At 40.9% G+C, this 21,520-nt stretch carries 21 protein-coding genes; 13 read left to right on the top strand and 8 right to left on the bottom strand.

The genetic code is table 11. The features are described from left to right. Positions 1–124 precede the first annotated feature (124 nt). Both HWV02_RS02260 and ribA read left to right on the top strand, forming a co-directional pair. The gene (locus HWV02_RS02260; protein ID WP_211673913.1) at positions 125–712 is read left to right on the top strand and encodes a super-infection exclusion protein B; all 588 of its coding nucleotides are present in this window, start codon (positions 125–127) and stop codon (positions 710–712) included. Positions 713–958: 246 nt separating this feature from the next. Then, positions 959–1,567 (top strand): GTP cyclohydrolase II, encoded by a 609-nt coding sequence (gene ribA / locus HWV02_RS02255; RefSeq protein ID WP_211678298.1) that lies wholly within the window; start codon positions 959–961, stop codon positions 1,565–1,567. Between the two features lie 133 nt (positions 1,568–1,700). On the opposite strand, the gene HWV02_RS02250 is transcribed toward ribA, so the two are convergent. The 6 genes from HWV02_RS02250 to HWV02_RS02225 form a co-directional block, all read right to left on the bottom strand. After that, entirely contained in the window at positions 1,701–2,165 is a 465-nt protein-coding gene (locus tag HWV02_RS02250) for a methylglyoxal synthase (protein WP_211673911.1), read from the bottom strand. 171 nt (positions 2,166–2,336) lie between these two features. Beyond that, positions 2,337–3,074: an aldehyde dehydrogenase family protein gene (locus HWV02_RS02245; protein ID WP_211673910.1), complete on the bottom strand. Its 738-nt coding sequence runs from the start codon at positions 3,072–3,074 to the stop codon at positions 2,337–2,339. Between the two features lie 31 nt (positions 3,075–3,105). Further along, positions 3,106–6,222 (bottom strand): bifunctional proline dehydrogenase/L-glutamate gamma-semialdehyde dehydrogenase PutA, encoded by a 3,117-nt coding sequence (putA, locus tag HWV02_RS02240; protein ID WP_211678297.1) that lies wholly within the window; start codon positions 6,220–6,222, stop codon positions 3,106–3,108. Between the two features lie 185 nt (positions 6,223–6,407). Further along, positions 6,408–6,860 carry a YbaN family protein gene (locus HWV02_RS02235; protein WP_211673908.1) on the bottom strand — a complete coding sequence of 151 codons (453 nt, stop codon included), beginning with the start codon at positions 6,858–6,860 and terminating at the stop codon, positions 6,408–6,410. Between the two features lie 140 nt (positions 6,861–7,000). Continuing rightward, on the bottom strand, positions 7,001–7,615 hold the full coding sequence (locus HWV02_RS02230) for a trimeric intracellular cation channel family protein (protein ID WP_211678296.1): 615 nt from the start codon (positions 7,613–7,615) through the stop codon (positions 7,001–7,003). A 280-nt stretch (positions 7,616–7,895) separates the two neighbouring features. Then, positions 7,896–8,474, bottom strand: a complete 579-nt coding sequence (locus tag HWV02_RS02225) for a cache domain-containing protein (protein WP_211673906.1) — start codon at positions 8,472–8,474, stop codon at positions 7,896–7,898. A gap of 309 nt (positions 8,475–8,783) precedes the next feature. Between HWV02_RS02225 and HWV02_RS02220 the strand changes: the two genes are divergently transcribed. Genes HWV02_RS02220 through HWV02_RS02195 form a run of 6 tightly spaced genes read left to right on the top strand, consistent with a single transcriptional unit; the run spans position 8,784 to position 14,103 of the window. Beyond that, a complete protein-coding gene (locus HWV02_RS02220; protein ID WP_211673905.1) occupies positions 8,784–9,833 on the top strand; it encodes an ABC transporter substrate-binding protein in 1,050 nt (349 codons plus the stop codon). A gap of 29 nt (positions 9,834–9,862) precedes the next feature. After that, entirely contained in the window at positions 9,863–10,732 is an 870-nt protein-coding gene (locus HWV02_RS02215) for an alkaline phosphatase family protein (protein WP_211689597.1), read from the top strand. Positions 10,733–10,736: 4 nt separating this feature from the next. After that, complete coding sequence (locus tag HWV02_RS02210; RefSeq protein WP_211673903.1) at positions 10,737–11,630, top strand: ABC transporter permease subunit; 894 nt, start codon at positions 10,737–10,739, stop codon at positions 11,628–11,630. Beyond that, entirely contained in the window at positions 11,617–12,408 is a 792-nt protein-coding gene (locus HWV02_RS02205) for an ABC transporter permease (RefSeq protein ID WP_211689595.1), read from the top strand. The genes HWV02_RS02210 and HWV02_RS02205 overlap by 14 nt, the downstream gene beginning before the upstream one ends. After that, positions 12,405–13,421, top strand: coding sequence for an ABC transporter ATP-binding protein (locus HWV02_RS02200; RefSeq protein WP_211678294.1), 1,017 nt, complete (start codon positions 12,405–12,407; stop codon positions 13,419–13,421). The genes HWV02_RS02205 and HWV02_RS02200 overlap by 4 nt, the downstream gene beginning before the upstream one ends. Before the next feature lie 13 nt (positions 13,422–13,434). After that, positions 13,435–14,103 carry an HAD family phosphatase gene (locus tag HWV02_RS02195; protein WP_211678293.1) on the top strand — a complete coding sequence of 223 codons (669 nt, stop codon included), beginning with the start codon at positions 13,435–13,437 and terminating at the stop codon, positions 14,101–14,103. 133 nt (positions 14,104–14,236) lie between these two features. On the opposite strand, the gene HWV02_RS02190 is transcribed toward HWV02_RS02195, so the two are convergent. Continuing rightward, positions 14,237–15,343, bottom strand: a complete 1,107-nt coding sequence (locus HWV02_RS02190) for an acyl-CoA desaturase (protein WP_211689593.1) — start codon at positions 15,341–15,343, stop codon at positions 14,237–14,239. A 10-nt stretch (positions 15,344–15,353) separates the two neighbouring features. Then, complete coding sequence (locus tag HWV02_RS02185) at positions 15,354–16,478, bottom strand: flavin reductase family protein (RefSeq protein ID WP_211678291.1); 1,125 nt, start codon at positions 16,476–16,478, stop codon at positions 15,354–15,356. Between the two features lie 409 nt (positions 16,479–16,887). Here HWV02_RS02185 and HWV02_RS02180 point away from each other — a divergent pair, with 409 nt between their 5' ends. The 5 genes from HWV02_RS02180 (at position 16,888) to HWV02_RS02160 (ending at position 21,505) form a co-directional block, all read left to right on the top strand. Continuing rightward, positions 16,888–17,241 carry a multidrug efflux SMR transporter gene (locus HWV02_RS02180; RefSeq protein WP_211689591.1) on the top strand — a complete coding sequence of 118 codons (354 nt, stop codon included), beginning with the start codon at positions 16,888–16,890 and terminating at the stop codon, positions 17,239–17,241. 122 nt (positions 17,242–17,363) lie between these two features. Next, on the top strand, positions 17,364–18,266 hold the full coding sequence (locus HWV02_RS02175; RefSeq protein WP_211678289.1) for a LysR substrate-binding domain-containing protein: 903 nt from the start codon (positions 17,364–17,366) through the stop codon (positions 18,264–18,266). Positions 18,267–18,383: 117 nt separating this feature from the next. Then, on the top strand, positions 18,384–19,268 hold the full coding sequence (locus tag HWV02_RS02170) for a carbohydrate ABC transporter permease (protein ID WP_211678288.1): 885 nt from the start codon (positions 18,384–18,386) through the stop codon (positions 19,266–19,268). 11 nt (positions 19,269–19,279) lie between these two features. Continuing rightward, positions 19,280–20,218, top strand: a complete 939-nt coding sequence (locus tag HWV02_RS02165) for a carbohydrate ABC transporter permease (RefSeq protein WP_211678287.1) — start codon at positions 19,280–19,282, stop codon at positions 20,216–20,218. Positions 20,219–20,224: 6 nt separating this feature from the next. Next, entirely contained in the window at positions 20,225–21,505 is a 1,281-nt protein-coding gene (locus HWV02_RS02160) for an extracellular solute-binding protein (protein WP_211678286.1), read from the top strand. Positions 21,506–21,520: the final 15 nt, after the last annotated feature.

Here is a 21,520-nt window from a genome sequence, read left to right as displayed (position 1 = left end):
GACCATTGAAAATAATTAATTTAGTGGCACAGAAAATGCTTGTATTTGAATCTAAGAAGAATTACATAAATAATGTCATACGTCAGACAATTTTTTGACAGCAGTTATTAGTAGAGGCTTGATCATGCATGAACTGAAGCAGTATATTCAAAATTACAAACAGATAAACATTACCACCACTTGGTTACTGCTTGCTGCAGCATTAGTATTATTACTGCCAACCACTGCACTATCGGTGTCTGGGTTAGAACAATGGGTGACGGAATACCGTGGTTACATCTCTATTATTGTCATTTCAGGCATTGCTTATTTTATCGCGCTGTTACTTGTTCAAGCTGGCCAATCAGTGCTTGAGAAACAAAGTGAAACAGATATGATGAAGAAAATAACCAAAATGGTTAAAATAATGAATACCTCCGAGCAAGCAGTGATCCGCGAATTCATTTTTCAAAAGAAAGATATTATTTCACTACCTTTAGAAGTCGCTTCTGTTGCCAATTTAATCGAACACTGCATTTTAGTACCCGCCCTAAACAGTCAAGAAATCATCGGTACGGGCAGCAAAATCAAACTGTGTATCAATATTAAGGCCCGTGCTTTACTCGATCACAAAGCATTAGGTTTTCCAGCAGGAAAAATGACCGAACAACAAGCACAAGCCCTTAAAGCAGCACGACCTGCATTTGCAAAAGAGTTTTACGTACGCCACTAATATTAATCCTGATGCAAACCCAACCAGTCTCTAATCATGATCTTACACAGCAAAGTACATAACTTAGTGTACTTTGCATTGATAAAGTACATAACTTTGTATACTTTGTATTGATACCGAATAATAATTATCCCGTCTTTTTACAATTCTCTATTCAGATTACCACCATAAACGAGTAAACTAGCCCAAAGTAATTCTATTTGACGTTCATCGCTAATCATAGCGCTGGATAGTAAGAGGTAATCCGTGTCAATTAAATTTATCGCATCTTCAAAACTACCTACACCTTTTGGTACTTTCACAATGCACGGCTTCGAAGACTCAGAGACAGGCAAAGAACATGTGGCGCTAACTTATGGTGAGTTAGCTAAAGATGGAGTCATACTAGGACGTATCCATTCAGAATGTTTAACGGGTGACGCCTTGTTTAGTTTGCGCTGTGATTGTGGCTTCCAGCTTGAAACCGCAATGAAAAATATCACCGAAGCAGGTTCTGGTTTTATTCTGTATTTACGTCAAGAAGGTCGTGGTATTGGTCTATTAAACAAGATCCGTGCCTATAATTTACAAGACTCTGGTGCCAATACAGTTGAAGCAAATGAAAAGTTAGGCTTTGCTGCCGATTTACGTAATTATGCCATGTGTAAACCTATGTTAGATCACCTTGGTGTTAATAAAGTAAAGTTAATGACCAACAACCCGAAAAAATTAGCGGCGATGGAAGAATACGGCGTGAATATAGTGGCTCGTCAGCCATTACAAGTGGGTAAGAATATGCACAATGAACATTATTTGAAAACCAAAGCCGACAAGCTTGGCCATATGATGACTGAAGAGCATTTCAAAGAAGATTAAGACAAGCCAAATCTATAAATAATAACAGCAGCCACTCGCTGCTGTTATTACTTTTCACACAGCTTCTAGCTCCAGAAATAAACTCACTCCGAAATAACAACTCGAAGCCAAAGCACTAAACTAAAGTCTTAAATTAAAGCTCGCCAGTACGCTCCGCTAAATAACCTTCGTAATCAGGCACAGCATGTTCGTATTTACTACTAGTATGAATCGAGTCAATAATGAAATCAGCCGTTGCAGGATTGGTCGCAACTGGAATATTCCATACTGCGGCTAAACGTAATAATGCTTTTACATCCGGATCATGCGGTACAGCGTTCATTGGATCCCAGAAAAAGATCATCATATCAATCTCCCCTTCGGCAATCAGTGCACCAAGCTGTTGATCACCGCCCATAGGACCGCTCAACAGTGCTTTAACGGGTAGCTCAACATGTTTAGTTAATAAGGTGGCAGTCGTGCCAGTACCGAATAAATGGTGCTTTTGGAGAATATCAGCACGTGCTTTTGACCAAGCAATCAAATCTGATTTCATGTGATCATGGGCTACAAGCGCGATACGTTTGTTAGCTGCCATACAACGGGTAATTTTTTGCATCAGTGACCTACTTTTAATTTACAAATGATAACTTAAGATACAAGTTTACAAATGATAACTCAGAACAATAAGACTGATGATACTACTAAATAAACGGACTTACACTGATAGGAGTCCCATATCAGGCACTCAAATGCGTACCTGATATGATTATTCATATTATGCTAACGATTAATGGTCGCCGCCACCGAGTTCTAGCAAGATTGCATTACCACCCACAGCAGTAATATTAATGGTACGTGTACGCTCGGTAATAAAGCGTAAGATAAAGTGATCATCTGTGACGTAAGCCAATGCACTGCCACTCACTTCAGCCACTAACTGCGCCAATAAACCATCTCGAGCAGACAAAGTACGGTTAATCGTTTGCGCGGTTTTTTCATCCCCTGTAAACGCAACACCAGCTACTTTTGAAGATTCAATCAGTGCTGTTAACTGAGTTTCCTCAGCGCCCTGTACGACAAGTTCTGGAATACCCGCAGCGTGCAGTGTATTAAGTAACACAAATTGCAATGCTTGCTGCGCTTGCGGTAATGCCAATACCAAAGTATTACCCGCTAATAACGCCGCACTCACATGACCCACAATGGCATTAATGCTGCAACTTTGCTCGGAGTCTGTTGCTGCGACAATAAATAAACCACGCCCGGCACTGTAAAGTTCGTTCACTTCACCTGTTGGCCCAGGCATTAATTTTTCATCGCCCAATAACGTAATTGCTTGGTGTTTTTGATATTTAGCCATTTCACCCGCAAGTTTACCTAATGCGGCTTCTTGGCTAATGATCTCAACCCATTTTGCAATCAACTCAGCACGGGCAATGACACCCAGCTCATTCCAGCTCTGCCACGCACAAAGGCCGGTTTCAATCAGATGCTGCGTCTGAACTAATTTTTTTTCTACAACCATGGTTTAACTCCTTAATTTACAATGACGCAGCTTAAGCGCTAACAACTTGCTTAGTGAAACGATATAGATAATGTGGACCACCCGCTTTTGGACCCGTACCAGATAAACCTTGACCACCGAATGGCTGTACACCAACAACAGCACCAACTTGGTCACGGTTAATGTAACAGTTACCCACTCTTATTTGGCGTTCGATATCAGTATAAGTACGTTCATTACGACTGTGGATCCCCATCGTTAAACCAAAGCCTGTTGCATTAATCTCAGCAATCACATTGTTTAAATCAGCGGCTTTATAACGCACGATATGTAAAATAGGACCGAACTGTTCGTTCTCTAGTTGATTAATGCTGTTAATTTCAAATGCGATTGGCGCAATAAAGTCACCAAAGTTACATTCGTCAGTCAGACTTACTTCACCGACTAGTTTGCTTGTCGCACGCATTTTATCAATGTGCGCTTGCAGTTTGTTCTTAGCAAGTAAATCAATCACCGGACCCACATCGGTATGATGATGTTGCGGTAGACCAATATGTAGCTCTTGCATTGCACCTTGGATCAAGCTAGTAATGCGGTCAGCAATATCTTCTTGCACAAACAATACACGTAGTGCTGAACAACGTTGACCCGCAGAAGCAAACGCAGAGCGCATCACATCACGAACCACTTGTTCTGGTAGTGCTGTACTGTCGACGATCATGGTATTTTGACCACCCGTTTCAGCAATCAGCGTCGCTACGTTAGTATCACGCTTAGCTAATGCACGGTTAATGACTTGCGCCGTTTCTGTTGAACCTGTGAATACTACACCAGCGATACGCTCGTCAGATGTCAGCAGAGAACCAACCGCAGCACCACCACCAGGCAATAAGTGCACAGCTTCTTTAGGCAGACCTGCTTCTAACATTAATTCCATGGTACGCGCCGCAATCAAACTGGTTTGTTCTGCTGGTTTAGCGATAACAGTATTACCCGCCACCAATGCAGCCGCAACTTGACCAAGGAAAATAGCGAGTGGGAAGTTCCAAGGACTGATACAAACAAACACACCTTGTCCCTGACGTGTTACTTGTTGAGCAATACCATCAAAACGTACTTGGTTTTTTGCTACCGAGAAGTTTTCAATGGCTTGCATTGCGTAGTAACGACAGAAATCAACCGCTTCACGCACTTCATCTAAGCTGTCGTGAATCGTTTTACCGGCTTCTTTATGACATAACGCCACTAATTCAGCTAAGTTCGCTTCCAGTAAATCAGCTATTTTATTTAAACATGCTGCACGTTCAGCCACCGGAACGGCTGACCATGTTGGGAAATAATCCGCAGCGGTATCTAACGCTGTTGTGACTTCTGCTGGTGTTGACCACAATACTTGGCCAACGTGGATACGGCGGTCGTAAGGGGCGCTTACAGGTTTCGCATTGTCTAATTCCGTCGTGATCACTTGACCATTAACCACAGGGGCAGCTTGCCATGTTTTTTGCATTTGCAAGCTAAGCTCAGTATTAAACGGCGTAACTTCACTAATAATATCAACATTAATGTTGCATGAATTTTTACGTCCAGCAAAGATCTTACTCGGTAACGGGATCAAGCTGTTATGTAGTGTCGGACGGCTGTCGAGGGTATCAACCGGATGCTCAGTTAACTCTGCAATAGGGCAATCAGCATCAACCAAACGGTGTACAAACGAGCTGTTTGCACCATTTTCTAATAAACGGCGAACCAAGTATGGCAACAAATCTTTATGGCTACCCACTGGTGCGTAGATACGTACATCAACACCATAGATTTCTAATGCGTGGTTATATAGCGCATCCCCCATGCCGTGTAAACGTTGGAATTCATATTCTTGATGCTCAGCCATCGTCGCAATTGCTGACACAGTGTGCGCATTGTGGCTCGCAAATTGTGGATAGATACAACCACGAATCTGCTCACTTAACAAGAAACGTGCACACGCTAAATAGGCAACGTCTGTTGCTTCTTTCCGAGTATAAACAGGGTAAGCATCATAACCATTTTGTTGTGATAATTTAAGTTCAGTATCCCAATAAGCACCTTTCACTAAACGTAGTGGGATCACATCGCCCTGCTCTTTTGCTAATGCGGCGAGCCAAATTAATGTCGGTAGTGCACGCTTAGAGTAAGCTTGCACTACGATACCGAATTTACCCCAACCTTGCAGTCTTGGGTGACGGTACAGTTTTTCAAATAATGCGAGTGATAATTCTAAACGGTCCGCTTCTTCCGCATCGATAGTAATACCCACATCCAAATCACGCGCACGCAGCAGTAATTCTAATACTGTATCGTGCATTTCAGTCATCACACGTGCTTCGTTAGCTACTTCATAACGCGGGTGCAATGCAGATAGTTTAATTGATACTGTTGGTGCAGCCGTTTTGTCATTGCCATATTTATTGCTACCAACCGATTCTACGGCTTTAATGTAATCATTAAAATATTTCTTAGCATCTGCGGTTGTTAATGCCGACTCACCTAACATATCAAATGAATAAGTGAAGCCTTTATCACGCGATGGACGGCCATTTTTTTGTGCTTCAGCAATGTTACGACCCAATACAAATTGGTGTCCCATGATCTTCATGGCTTGATTCATCGCTTGGCGAATAATAGGTTCGGATACTTTATTCACTAATCGGCTAATGGTACTGCTCGCCGACTTAGTGTCTTTGCGATCCATGCTGACCACTTTACCTGTCAGTAATAGTCCCCAAGTGGATGCATTCACAAATGTAGAATCCGAATTTTTTAGATGTGATTTCCAATCTGCGACGCTTAATTTGTCACGGATTAATGCATCTGCCGTTGCCGCATCCGGAATACGCATCAATGCTTCTGCAAGACACATCAACAAGATACCTTCTTTGGTATCTAGGCTGTACTCCAGTAACAAGGCATCAATCATTTGGATGGCTTGTTTATCAGCGCGCACGCGTTCAATTAACACAGTTGCATTGGTGGTGATCTGAGATTTTTCTTCTGCAGATGGGCGTGCCATTGGTAACAATTCTGCTAACCATTTTGACTCATCAACCATATACAAAGGAGATATTAACTGCCAAAGTTCATCCAATGGACGGTCGATAAACGACGGAGAAAGTGCATCTAACGCTTTAAACATACCAGGGTCCTCTTAACTTACAAAATTTAATGCTGCAAGAGTGTTACATTAAAGATACAAAAATAGTATGAGTTAGTTATCAGATCTAGAAATAAAATGCGTTTTATATAAAATAATGAGTATTTCACTTCAGTTTATGCGGAAATTTCAGCCCAAATGCCATATAAAAATCATAACACTGGTGATTACGGCAGTCGTTGCAAGGATAGAAGGTGGCGACTAACAAGACAAGCCGTGACTAATAAGAATATTTTCACCGCCCAGATAGGGGCAAAATATATCGCTAATAGCATCGCAATCCACATACTGAAAAGTGAACTCAATAGCTGTTTTTTACTGATGCCTTTACGCAATAAATAATTGGTTAAGTACGGCCCTAGATAGCGATGGTTAAACAACCACAACTGTAACTTTCGTGAAGAACGACTAAAACACGCCGCCGCTAACAATAAAAATGGCACTGTCGGTAATAAAGGTAGAAATATACCCAGCACACCAAGCGTAACAGCAAGGCAGCCAGCACACAGCAATAATGCCCGCCATGGCTGCGAGACTAAAAAGTTTTCAGCAACTATTGGTTCACTAACCATATCGCCCGACTCAATTGCAGTTGGCTTTGTCGAAGGTTTATTCATCATCGTTTCTTGTCACCATTTTTAATCCGCATTATCACCACTATATGTTATATCCAAGTTACTTCAAAATACTAGTTTGGGTATACACCCATTCATTACAATCATTTACTATTACGACAATACCTCATCATTAATCAATACGGTTATTTTAATAATAGAAATGCAGGAAAACGGATCTGTTTTACCACGATATACAAACGCATAGAGACGATTAATACCATACACGTCAACGCAGCCAATGTTATATTGACTTGCAAGTGAACCAATAATATATACAGGCAACAGCCTAAAATAACCGGGCTTGCGTACAGTTCGGTATTATTAAACAAGGTTTGGCGGTGAGCCAGAATATCCCGTAATACACCACCAAAGATCGCAGTGACGATGCCCATTGATACCGAAACATAAGCCGCGTAACCAGCACTGTATAATTGTTGGGTGACTAATATCGAGAATAGCGATACACCGATAGTATCAAACATAATAATGAGTTTGTTGAGGCTATTCTTACGGATATGGGTAATGCTGAAAAAACCGATAATAGCACTCGACAACGCGGTCCAAAAATAACTGGGATCGCGGATCCAAAATATCATATCAACTGACAAAATAAGATCACGTAATGTGCCGCCGCCTAATGCCGTGATCCAACCTAGCATCATGATGCTAACAATATCTTTACCACGATTAGACTCGACCAATACCCCACTGAGCGCAAACGCAATAATACATATCATTTCTAGGCTATAGACCAACATTTGCAACTCCTTGTCGCACTAAACTTGCTACTTGAATATATATACCCAAACTACCTCAGTATGCGTCTTGAGGTGGCTTGGATATATACCAAGCTAGCAGTCTACCCAGTGACTTCATTCGTTGGCAACCATAACGGCAACTATTTTTGTCAAATTGCGCGATTTGTTCATCCTGGCAATCATCGATTCTAATGGCCAAAACAACAAAACCCCAGCAGGCTGGGGTTTTGTAATAACAAGATATATGAAGTAGCTTGGACCTAAAACAAAAATGCCGAGACTAGTATGAGGTCAGCATCTTGAGAATCGACTCATCAACATCATTAATATACATACCCTCACCATAGATCCAACCCCAAGGAGCAAAATACTCAGAGTAGGAAATTTTTTCCTGCTCTTCATGTGAAACTTTAGAATAAGCATAATAATGAGAATAACCCCCATTCGCTCTCGTTATCGCTTCGGTATGTAAAAGCTGATAGAGCTTTACACCTTTAATATCCTTGATCTCTTTGACATTCTGGTTACGCAACACAGAACGGTTAATGGATTCAAGTAAGAGATAATCATCCCTAAACACAAAAATGTAATTATCATTGTCTTTATTGATTTGATGTATTTTCTTAATAGCCTGCGATTGAGCGTCTAATAATTCTAATTTACCATCAAGATATAGCTGATAATAATCGTTAATAATTGAACTAATGGAATTAATGCGGGGTACTAATGCACATCGACGCTGATCGATGACATTATTTCGAATATATAAAAAATAATTGATATTGAATGCAATGAATAGCACAGATAGACTGCCTGCTATTAATAATAATTTTTTTTCTAGTGATATTTTTTTTAACATTAATAAACTTAATGAACATCCACATCCTTATTAGTTCAACCTTTTGCTACGACTGATTTTCTCAATCATACAGCACAACAATATAAATCTAAACAATAATCAAACGAAAGGTTATACCTGCCGCTAAACTGTTGAATAGCAGAGTATTATTCTAAGTAAAGCCATTAATATTTAAAATACCAGCCTATTAAAGTAACTATTTATTGTCGCCGCAGTGTCATAAAACTGTCATAAAAAACAACAATAGCTGTCACAAAATAGACATAATATAACGGCGAACTCACTCACCTGTCTAGGAAGATAGAGATAATGAAAACGTTGCTAACCAGTACTACATTAATCGCAAGTTTGATGACAACGGCCGTTAATGCCAGTGACAATCTTGATTCAATTATTGTCGCTGCAAAAAAAGAAGGCGCTGTATACAGTGTCGGCATGCCAGATAGCTGGGCGAACTGGAAAGATACTTGGGTTGATCTAAAGAATATCTATGGCTTAAAACACCAAGATACTGATATGAGTTCAGCACAAGAAGTTGCAAAATTTGCAGCCGAAAAACACAATGCAACCGCAGATATCGGTGATGTCGGCTTTGCTTTTGCGCGTATAGCAGTGAAACAAGGCGTAACACAAACGTATAAACCAAGCACATGGGATAGCATACCCAACTGGGCTAAAGATAAAGATGGTCACTGGGCACTTGCTTATACTGGCACCATCTCATTTATCTCGAATAATAACTTAGTAAAAAACCCGCCTAAATCATGGGACGATATCTTAAAAGGTGATTACAGAGTCACAGTCGGTGACGTAGGCGTTGCATCACAAGCAAATAATGCAGTCCTGGCTGCTGCATTTGCCCTAGGTGGTAGTGAAAAAAATCTGAAACCTGCGATTAAATTTTTCGCCGAATTAGCAAAGCAAGGTCGCTTATCATTTAATAACCCTGTAGTCGCTAATCTTGAAAAAGGCGAAGTTGAAGTCGGTATCCTTTGGGACTTTAATGCGCTGAGCTATCGCGATAAAATTGATCGTAGCCGTTTCACGGTATCGATTCCACAAGATGGTTCCGTTATCTCTGGTTACACGACCATCATTAATAAATATGCCAAAAATCCAAATGCAGCAAAACTTGCGCGTGAATACATCTTCAGTGATCGAGGCCAAATCAATTTAGCTGAAGGCTACGCACGTCCAATTCGTAACAATGTGAGTTTACCAGCGTCAATCCAAGCGAAACTATTACCCGATGAGCAATACACCAATGTTCACCCAGTAACAGACTTTAAGGCTTGGGGAAAAAGCGCGCGTAAATTACCACGTCAGTGGCAAGAAAACGTACTGCTCCATGTTAAATAGCAAAAACCATATAAAACAACGAGAATTCAATGAACAATAAAGTCATACTTGTTGTTCTCGATGGTCTTAATCATCAAGTAGCCCATGAGTGCATGGGTTACTTGAATGCATTAATCGAACAAGATCGAGCGACACTTTATCCGATTATCAGCGAGCTACCATCAATGTCGCGCCCGCTGTATGAATGTTTATTAACAGGCGTTACACCAGCACAAAGTGGCATAGTAAATAATGATATTGTTCGTCTATCCCGCCATAGCAGTGTATTTAGTTTAGCTAAACAAGCCTCTCTCACCACTGCAGCTGCCGCTTACCATTGGATGAGCGAGCTATATAACATCGCACCTTACAATGCCGTGCGCGATCGCTTTACCCAAGACCCAAGTTTGAATATTCAACATGGTTGCTTCTATCATCTGGATCATTACCCTGATGAAATGTTGTTTTTGGACGCAGAAAATCTACGCCAACAGCACCAGCCTGATTTCTTGCTAATCCACCCGATGAACATCGATGATGCGGGGCATAAATTTGGACTGGACTCGAGCCAATACCGTAATTCAGCGCGTCGCGCAGATATAATTTTGTCTAACTATGTGGATGTTTGGTTACAAGCGGGCTACCAGATCATGATCACCAGTGATCATGGCATGAACAATGATAAATCACATGGCGGCATCTTACCTGAAGAACGCGCAGTGCCTTTGTTTGTGATCGGTGAACATTTTAGCCACCAGCCTACGACAATGAAACAAACAGATATTTGCGGCAATGTTTGCCAATTATTGGGATTAACCGACCATGACAAATCCTACAATCAGGATCTATTAATAAAAAAACCTGAGCGAGTAATCAAACAATCGAGCTCGATTAATCAAACAGTCCAAGAGTGTAAATAAGTCTATGAACACTGCTTCTGTCCCAGTTACACAAGTAACAACCACAAAGCCAAACCATAAGCGTTTGGCATTAACGAAGTTCAAGCCTGCATTAATCTTACTGCCGTTTGCACTGTTATTTTTTATGTTCCAAATAGCCCCAATGTTATGGGTACTGGTCAACAGTTTCATTTATGAAGAAACGTTCAGCTTCGAGAATTACCTGGAAATCTTTGATTCTGCGTTTATCTTACAAGGGTTTACTAATAGTCTCTGGTTATCCATTACGTCTAGCTTAGTCGCGATTATCATTGCTGCGTGCTTCGTATCATCACTGCGCCGCTTTGATTCTTGGTTACGTGATTGGATCATTTCGTTTACCAATATGACAGCTAACTTTAGCGGTGTGCCTCTGGCCTTCGCTTTTATTATCATTCTCGGTTTTAACGGGGCGCTGACATTATTACTGAAAAAATACGGTATTATTGACGACTTTAATTTATATGGTCAATGGGGACTGCTGGCCCTTTATATCTATTTTCAAGTACCGCTCGCCGTGCTGCTACTCTACCCTGCATTTGATGCATTGAGCGACGATTGGCAAGCGGCATCCGCATTACTGGGCGCTAAAACATGGCAATTCTGGCGTTACATCGCCCTACCAGTACTTTCACCAGCATTATTGGGGACCTTTATTATTTTGATTGCCAATGCAATGGGAGCATATGCCAGTGTTTATGCGCTAACGTCTGGTAACTACAATGTCATCACCGTACGTATTGCCAGTTTAGTGTCGGGCGATATTTTTCTAGAACCGAATCTAGCTGCCGCCATTTCGGTCTTACTCATCTTATTGCTGGCGTTTATTACCATCATTAACCAAATGCTTATTGGCCGGAGTTATCATGCAAAACGCTAATTCTTCGTCGTTTCATAAATTGATTGTCTATGGCACAGTGACGTTATTATTCATCCCTATCCTTGCGACGTTTATTTATTCTATTTCCTCTAGTTGGGGGGCTACGATTTTACCCGATGGTTTGACTTTCGATTGGTATAGTCAGTTATGGCAAGATCCGCGCTTTATTGCCGCATTTGGTCGCTCACTGTTTATCTGTATTAGCGCCTTAATATTAAGCAGTGTATTGATCATTCCAGCCATCTTTGTGGTGTTTTACTATTTCCCTAAGTTAAACGGGCTGATGAATGTACTGATCTTATTACCCTTTGCTGTACCGCCAGTGGTATCGTCGGTAGGTTTACTGCAAATATATGCTGATAGTTCAATACAAATTGTCGGTACGCCGTGGATCTTGATTGGTACTTATTTCACTATTGCGCTGCCATTTATGTATCGCGCTATCGCTAACAGCTTTGAAGCGATTAATTTGGCAGACCTAATGGATGCCGCACACTTACTTGGTGCGAGTACAACACAAGCATTCTTTATGGTTGTTTTACCTAATTTGAAGAAAGGGCTATTTGCCTCACTGTTTTTATCTTTCTCGTTCTTATTAGGTGAATTCGTATTTTCGAATATTCTGGTGGGGACACGTTATGAAACCCTGCAAATATATTTATATAACATGCGTCAAACCAGTGGTCACTTCACCTCCGCGTTAGTGATGACTTACTTTGCCTTTATTTTTCTTTTCACTTGGTTGGCTAGCCGTATTAACCGAGGAGCTCCATCATGAGTTTTGTTACTGTAAAAAACCTACAAAAAAGCTTTGGTAGTAATACCGTATTTTCAGATATTAACTTCAATATCAAGCAAGGTGAATTTGTTACCTTACTCGGCCCCAGTGGTTGTGGTAAATCAACCTTGTTACGCAGTCTTGCAGGTCTAAATAACGTCGACGCTGGTGAAATATGGGTTGGTGAGCAGAATATTACCCATTTAGCCCCACAAAAAAGAGACATCGGCATGGTGTTTCAATCTTATGCTTTATTCCCGAATATGACGGTAGCAAATAACATCGCCTTCGGTTTAAAAATGAAGAAACTGAGCAAAGATGAAATAAACAAGCAAGTGGCACGAGTGATTGAACTAGTCGAGCTAAAAGGCAAAGAACACCAGCATCCACATCAACTATCAGGTGGTCAAAAGCAGCGTGTCGCGCTGGCAAGAGCATTAGTAGTACAACCAAAAATATTGCTACTTGATGAGCCACTTTCGGCGTTGGATGCCCGTATCCGTAAACATTTACGTCAACAAATTTGTGACATTCAAAAAGAGCTTAACCTCACAACCGTCTTTGTTACCCACGATCAAGAAGAAGCTATGACCATGTCTGATCGTATCTTTTTGATGAATGAAGGGGCGATAGTACAACAAGGCAGTGCCGAGCAAATATACACCCAACCACACAATGAATTTGTAGCCGGGTTCATGGGGAATTATAATTTATTGTCTGCGCAACAGGCGCAAGATGTACTTAATATGAAAATTAATGGCAAACTGGCGATTCGCCCAGAATCAATTTATGTCCGCGAAGCGGGTCGTGATTATGGTGAACATATTTCTGAACCGACTCAGGGCATCATTAAAAACCACCAATTATTGGGCAATGTAATCCGCTATCAAGTGGCTGTGAAAGGCTGTGATATTACCGTCGATTTACTCAATCGTTCATCAGAGCGACTATTCGAGACGGGCTCACAACTCGAGTTACTGTTTAATTTAAATGAATTACAACAAGTAGGTTAAGGGAGTGAATACCATGAGCCAACCATTATATATTTTTGACCTGGATGAAACCCTCATTGGTGCTGATAGCGCGATATTATGGCATCAATTTTTGGTGACCAAAGGGATAATTACCGACCCTGGTTTTTTAGAAGAAGACCAACGTTTAATGGCGTTGTATTCAGCTGGCGAACTTGATATGCCTGAATACCTTAATTTTTCGATAGCGCCCCTTGCACAGCTTCCTAAAGAAGAAGTCGATAGATTAGTTGATGAATGTGTAGAGAAGCACATTATGCCAACGGTATTTCCGCAAGCACTACAATTGTTAACACAGCTTAAGCAGGACAATATTACCACGGTATTGATCTCGGCGACGGTCAGCTTCATTGTTAAAAAAGTAGCCAAACGACTCGGTATCCCCCATGCGATGGGCATAGATCTGTTAGTTGAAAATGGCTGTTATTCGGCGAATATTATGGGTGTACCCAGTTACCGAGAAGGTAAAGTCACACGCTTAGAATCCTGGTTGGCAGAGCAAAGCGAGAGCTTTACTGATACTTATTTTTATACTGATTCAATTAACGATCTGCCTTTATGTTTATTCAGTCAATACCCGCATGTTGTTAACCCATGCCCACAATTAGCTCGTTATGCTGAAACACAACACTGGCCGAAATTAACTTGGTCACCGTTAACTTAGAATCATTAACTGAGACATAAAAACGAGCTTAGTCACAGCACAAGCCTTCATAAATAGCGAACAAAAAAGCCTGACGATTCACACAGTCAGGCTTTTTCGTATTTATTACCATTTAACTAGGCATTAATAAGCGTTAAAAACGAGGGTAAAGAGCCGCGTTCTTACCCGTGACTTTACCTACTGGGAATGAGAAGTAAATAACGCGTCGTACTACCGATGCGTACTGACTAAAGAAACTCCCCGTATTATAAGCAACCCCATATTTAGCCGCAATTACTTGCACTTCTTTCGACATAGCCACATAACGATGTGCTGGCACTTCAGGAAATAAATGGTGTTCTACCTGACAGCTCAAGTGGCCCGTTAAAATATGGAACCATCTAGGCCCTGTTAAGTTTGCCGAGCCTAAAATCTGACGATAATACCAATGGCCACGAGATTCATCCTCACATTCTTTTTCCGTGAAAGTATATACTTCGGTAGGAAAGTGTCCGCAGAAAATAATCGTTGAAGTCCAAAAGTTACGCAGTAAATTAGCACATAGGTTACCTAATAGTACCATCACAAAAAACGGTCCGGCTAAGATTGGAAAGATAACGTAATCTTTTAAAATTTGGCGTGTTGATTTGCTGTAAAATATTTTCTTTAATTGCTCGATATCAACATGTGACGCACGACCTTCTTTTCTTTTACCAAAGAATACTCGCTCGCCCGCCATTTCATGGAATGCGATACCCCATTGAAATAACGTACTTAACACAAGGTACGTACCAAATTGCCATAAGTTACGTAAACGCCAAGAAAAATCATCACTTAAACGTAATAACCCGTAACCGAAATCACGGTCTTTACCGATAATATTGGTATAAGTATGGTGTTCATAATTATGAACACGCTTCCACGATTCTGAACTACACGCATTATCCCATTCAAATGTTTGTGAGTTAAGCGTCGGATCATTCATCCAATCATATTGACCATGCAATACGTTATGACCAATTTCCATATTATCTAAAATCTTCGACGCGCTTAATAACAGCACACCGACACCCCAGAAGTATAAAGACATAAAGCCCAGTACGAGACAGATACGCCCAGAGATTTCTAGCGTACGTTGTAGGCGTACAATCTTTTTAATATAACGTTCATCGGCACTACCCACTTGCTTCATGGCACTTGCTTTCACACCATCAAGATCTATCGCCAGTTGCTCTAACTGCTCTTCATTTAACTTTGCCATTACGCTCTCCCTATAAATTAATAACGACGTCAGTCACTGGCACACTGATACAAGCTTGAATATCTTCTTCGCCAGTATCTGAATATGTTTTAGTCTGGCTGTTATAAACCACACCACTTACTTTCTTACACTTACACTCTTGGCAAATACCAATACGACAACCATATTTCGCGGGGACATAATTATCCTCGGCAATGGTTAATAGTGTTTGCTGATTGTCTTCATTCACAACTATGTCTTTACTGGTAGTCGCAAATGAAATCTTACGCGCGACATTTAAATCGACATGACTGAAACTGGCGAGACCAAATTGCTCAAGGTACAATGCATTCTGAGGAAGTCCCATCTCGAGTAATAATGCTTGCGTGCTATCCATCATGCTATTGGGACCACAGATATATACATCACAGCGCGCTAAGTCTGTTGTAACCGCCTTGATATGCGTTTGAGAACAATGGCCATCACGTTCACTCTGTAATAACGTCAGCGTAAAGTTAGCGTGTTCAACCTCTAGCAATACAAGGCTTTCTCTCAGCGCATGCTGATTAGCTCGAGCATAATAAAGCAGGGTAAAATTGATCGTCGGGTTATTCACGACATGTGATAACAGCAAGCTGTGAAAAGGGGTAATACCGCTGCCACCAGCAATGAATATTACCTCTTTCCTTGTTTGAACATTTCGGTTTTGTGGTACCGCTGTATTTAATACAAAGGCACCTTTGGCAGGAGAAATACCGAATAGATCTCCTTTTTCGACAGCACTTTCCAACCAAGGCGTGATCCGCCCTTCAAATTGCTTCTTAATTGTTAAAGTGATGGTTTTATCTTGCTGTAACTGCGATACAGGCGAAGAAATGGTAAAAGGGCGTTTAACATAACTGCCATTTTTCTTTACTTGCAACTCAACATATTGACCAGCCTTAAATGAAAAAGGTTGTTCGTTCACCTTGCCTGATATCGCTAATGTTAATGAATACATGTCATTATTTTCAGTCTTGATTCCCACGACGCTTGCCGCGTGCATATCACCCATAACTACCGCAATTGGCTTGGTTGAAAATGGGGCGAAGTAAGCCTTGAATGTATCGTTATTAAATAACGTTAGCGACAATTTATTGGTTAGTTCATTAAGCATATAGCACTCTCCCTAAAAGTTAAACAGAGCTTACAGGTGTACACTAGAATGATCTATCAGTATTTGAAAAACATTCTAACTTTAAACGATATTAATTTAACCAAGTAAAAACAACGACTTATTACGTGACAGGTAGTTACAAAACAGAAAAAGATATGAACAAGTGTTAACTAAGTTCATTTACAATTACATTTGCATTACAGTTTTATATGATAATCATGAAAAAAAACCTGTGGTTAAAATAAACAAAATGATCAAAAGTATATAAAAAACGAATTAACCAGTGAAAACTACCCCCTTAATTTAAGTGATATTCAACATCATTAAATCTAATTCTTACACGCTAAATTTTGTCATCTTCTTCAGGTATTGTCCGCAGCCACTAACCCTGAAGACGATGGTAAATACTATGCTAAAAATGCTCGCAACTATGCCCCCGAATTTACTGCTACTACTTGCGATTATTTTTGAAGTGATTGCCACATCCCTGCTACCAAAAACCCAACAGTTTAGTCAGCCATTCATGAGTGTGATCGTGCTTATCTGCTATGCATTGGCATTTTTCTTACTGTCTATTACCATCAAATCAGTGCCGATTGGTGTGGCTTACGCGATTTGGTGTGGCGCAGGAATTGTGCTTGTGACCATAATTAGTTGGTTATGGTATGGCCAACAACTCGATTGGATAGCCATTATAGGGATAAGCTTAATCTTACTTGGAAGTGTCATAATTAACATGTTTTCTACTACAATAAGCCACTGATTAAGGTGATTACATTAAATAAAGTCAGAGTTAATAGTAATATTAATTTCACATTACAGGCTTTTTTAATATTACTGTCATACAAATCCATTACTTTAACCATTTATTTGTTAAGGCAATGTATGCTTCCTCCACAACGTGCACTTTTGGCTTTCGAAGCCGTATCTCGGTTAGGCTCGATTGGTGCTGCATCACGTGAACTCCACGTAACGCAAGCGGCGGTCAGCCAACAGCTAAAAAGCCTTGAACAATTTCTCAATTGCACTTTATTTATTCGTAATCAACGTGGCGTAACCTTAACCCAAGCTGCGCAGCAGTATCTGCCAGTTGTAGCCGGATCATTGCAACATCTAAAGCTGCAAACACAAATATTATTCGGAGCACAACAATCCGATGTACTACGTATTAAGGCCAACACCTCTATTGGTCATAATTGGTTAATCCCCAAACTGGCTGATTTCAGTAACAAGTTTTCTTTCATTAAATTAGATTTGACCTTAGTCGATTGGCCATCACGCCAACCTTGCAGTGAAGCGGATGTTGAGATCACCAATGGTTTTATTGACAGCGAGGACACCCAAGTCGAACGCCTATGCCAAGAGCAATGGTTGATGGTATGCAGTCCCGCATTCCAACAGCAGCATCTTGATGCACTAGCCAACAAAGATATTTCGCAACTGCCCGCTATTCAAGTTAAGGGTTATGAAGAAAGTTGGATGCAATGGCTGTGTCATCATGATATCGCGCCCGAGCCACCAAATATTCAACTCGAAATAAGTAATTCACTTCATGGTTTAGAAGCCGCGAAGCAAGGTATTGGCTTAATGCTGGTGCGCTCGCTAGTGGCAAAAAAAGCGCTCACGTCAGGTGAGCTCGTCTTAGCACTGAATGGCAGTATGCCGTCCGATTCAGGGCACTACGTCATCACTGCCAATAAACGCAGCGCCAAAGTTAATTTCTTTTGCGATTGGCTACACCAACAAGATATCGATAGCGCGATGCAGGCTATTTTTTCTAATGCATAATCGATTTAAGCATCACATTTTCTTATGCTTGACGATGGAAAATATGATGATGACACAACCAAATTTGTCACAGTGCCAACCTATGATGTTCACATACAGTTAAGGAAAAGCTTTATTATGAAGATTAAATCGAACGCACTATCGGAAAAACTAAAGGTACTGTTATTTATCGCACCTTTATTGATCCCGCTATTCGCCTTTTGGATTGTGCCATTTGGCTGGAGCATCTATATCAGCTTTACTGACTGGGATTATATCTCGCCAGAATATAGCTATGTAGGTTTAGAAAACTATCAATACATGTTTGAAGATAGTTACTTTATGGATGCATTAAATAATACCTTTGTGTTTGCGCTGGGAGTGGTGATTCCAACGGTAGTGTTAGGGTTGGCGTTTGCTTTATTACTGCATAAAAATTTCCGTGGTAGCCAACTTTACCGTGCGGTTATCTTCTCACCTTGGATCACACCAACCGTCGCTGTATCAATCGTCTGGTCATGGGTATTCGAAACTAAATCAGGGCTAGCAAACTTACTGCTGGGTAAATTAGGGTTTGAGCCTATCCCTTGGTTAGAAAGCGGTGATACAGCCATGATAGTGGTGATTATCGTTACCGTGTGGCAAGCCGTTGGTTGGACTATGTTATTTTTCATCAGTGCGTTAAACAAGATCCCTGAATCACTCTATGAAGCCTCATTAATTGATGGTTGTAGCCCATGGACACGTTTTATAAAGATCACCCTACCGTTAATTTCGCCAACCACTTTCTTTCTAATCATTGTCAACATGATCAACGCGGTACAAGCATTTGATCAATTCCAGATCCTAACGCAAGGCGGTCCAAGTGGCAGCACCCGTACCTTGTTATATCTATTCTATCAACAAGCATTTGAACAATACGATATGGGCCCTGCGGCGGCAACCTCATTAATCATTTTACTGATCACGGGTGTCTTAACACTGGTTAACACCGAGATGGGTAAACGTTGGATATATTACTAAGGAAAAGACGGATGACAACTCGATCCATCGATTTACCTCTGGCTAACGACCAAACAGGTAAACATAAAAAGACCATAGCAGTACAAGTATCAACGGCAAACATACCGGCTAAAGCAGTATTAAAACCCACGGGTTTGGCACTGCTAAAACATGGCTTCTTAACCATTTCTGGTTTAATCATGGTTTTCCCATTTGTTTGGATGTTATCAGGTTCGATGAAGTCTAATGATGAAATATTCAGTAACCCACTTAATATTTTACCAGAGCAATTTCGTTGGGAAACATTTGTTGAAACATTTAACAGTGCTCCCTTTGGCTTGTACATCATGAACAGTTTTACGGTGGCGTTATTCACCACACTGATCGTGATGATTAACTCGGCAATGTTTGCATATGCCATTACCCAGTTCAAATTTAAATCACAAACCGCACTCTATTTTGTGGTCATGGCTTGTTATATGTTGCCGGGGGCTGTGACGTATATCCCGTCGTATATCACCTTGGCGAATATGGGGTTACTCGATAGTCATACCGGGTTGATTATCTCTAATGCCGCGAGTGTGTTCGGTGTATTTTATCTACGCCAAGTATTTTTAAAAGTGCATCCATCACTGATTGAAGCGGCGCGGATCGATGGAGCTGGAGAAGTTAAAATTCTCTGGGCGATCGTGCTACCACAGTGCAAAGCAGCCTTAGCTACCTTGTTCTTGATTACCTTTATTACTAACTACAACAGCTATATGTGGCCAAGTCTATTAATCACGTCGCAAGACCTTAACTTGATTGCGACGGGTATTAGACAATTTTTTATTGCCGAAGGTAACTACGGCTTAAATTGGTCACAGATCATGGCAGCAAGTACCATCGCTGTACTACCGCTGTTGATTTTATTCATTATTTGTCAAAAAACAATTTTGTCCGGCATTGCCGATAACGGTGTAAAAGAGTAAATAAATATGAAACTGAAAACATTAGCAATTGTATGTTCTAGCTACGCAATGGGAGCAGTCGCTTTCGCCAGCAGCGCAATGGCGAAAACCGAAGTGGACTTTTGGTATTCTGGTGGCACAAAACCACAACAATTAATGACTACGCTGATCGCTGAATTTAATAGCAGTCAGGATGAATATGTGATTAAAAGTGCCTTGCAAGGCAACTACGACGAAACCTACCAGAAGCTACAAGCAGGTATGGCGTCAAAAACAGCACCTGAATTTGTATTACTTTATTCTAGTCAAGCACAAATGATGGCAAAACGTAATTTGGTTCGTGATATCCGTCCTTATATGGACAGCACATTCAATTTTAATGATTTTCTTGGCGCCTTCCGTCAACAAGTGACAGCACCAGATGGCCTAGTTTATGGCTTACCCGCTTACGGCACGACCCAGATATTCTACTACAACAAACGAGTACTGGCTGAGCACGGCTTTACTGAAAAAGACCTGAGTACTTGGCAAGGTGTCGCAAAAGTGTCTGCAGCAGTAAGTAAAAAAGACGCCAAAGGCAACACCACTTTTTATGGCTGGGAGCCAATGTGGGGTGAAGATAACTTAATCGATGCGGCGTACTCTAACGGCGGCAAAGTGATCAGTGATGACGGGAAAACTATTTTAATTAACTCTCCAGAATGGATAACAGTATGGGATAGTTTCCGTCAATGGATCCATGAAGATGAAACGATGCGTATTCATCACGGTGGTCAAGGTTGGGAATACTGGTACAAAACCATTGATGACGTGATGAAAGATCGTGCATTAGGCTATACCGGCTCATCAGGCGATCAAGGAGATCTTGATTTCACTAAACTTGGCGCTACCACGCAACCAGGTTGGGGTAATAACCCTGCGGCACCACAAGCTGGCGCAGTGAGTTTTGTCATGCCAAAAGGCACAAATGATAAAGCATCAAAAGGCGCATTTGAGTTCATGAAATATTATACCAATGCTGAAAATACGGCACGTTGGTCAATGCTAACAGGTTATATTCCAGCTCGAGAAAGTGTCAAACAAGTCCCTGCATATCAAGATTATACGGCGAAAAATCCACAAGCATTAATTCCGTTAAAACAAGCTAGTTTTGCCAGTCAAAACTTTTTTGACCCAACGAAAGGCAAGATAACTGATGCGCTATCGATTGCTGCAGATCAGATTTTAATCGAAAACATACCAGCCGAAAAAGCATTAAAACAAGCAGCTAAACGTGCACAACGTGCATTAGATCGTGCTAATCGTTAAGCATGAGAAAACGGG

The sequence above is a fragment of the Moritella sp. 28 genome (assembly GCF_018219435.1).
Taxonomy (GTDB): Bacteria; Pseudomonadota; Gammaproteobacteria; order Enterobacterales; family Moritellaceae; genus Moritella.
Note: the sequence above shows the minus strand (reverse complement) of the source record. Positions and strands in the feature narration are given on the sequence as shown.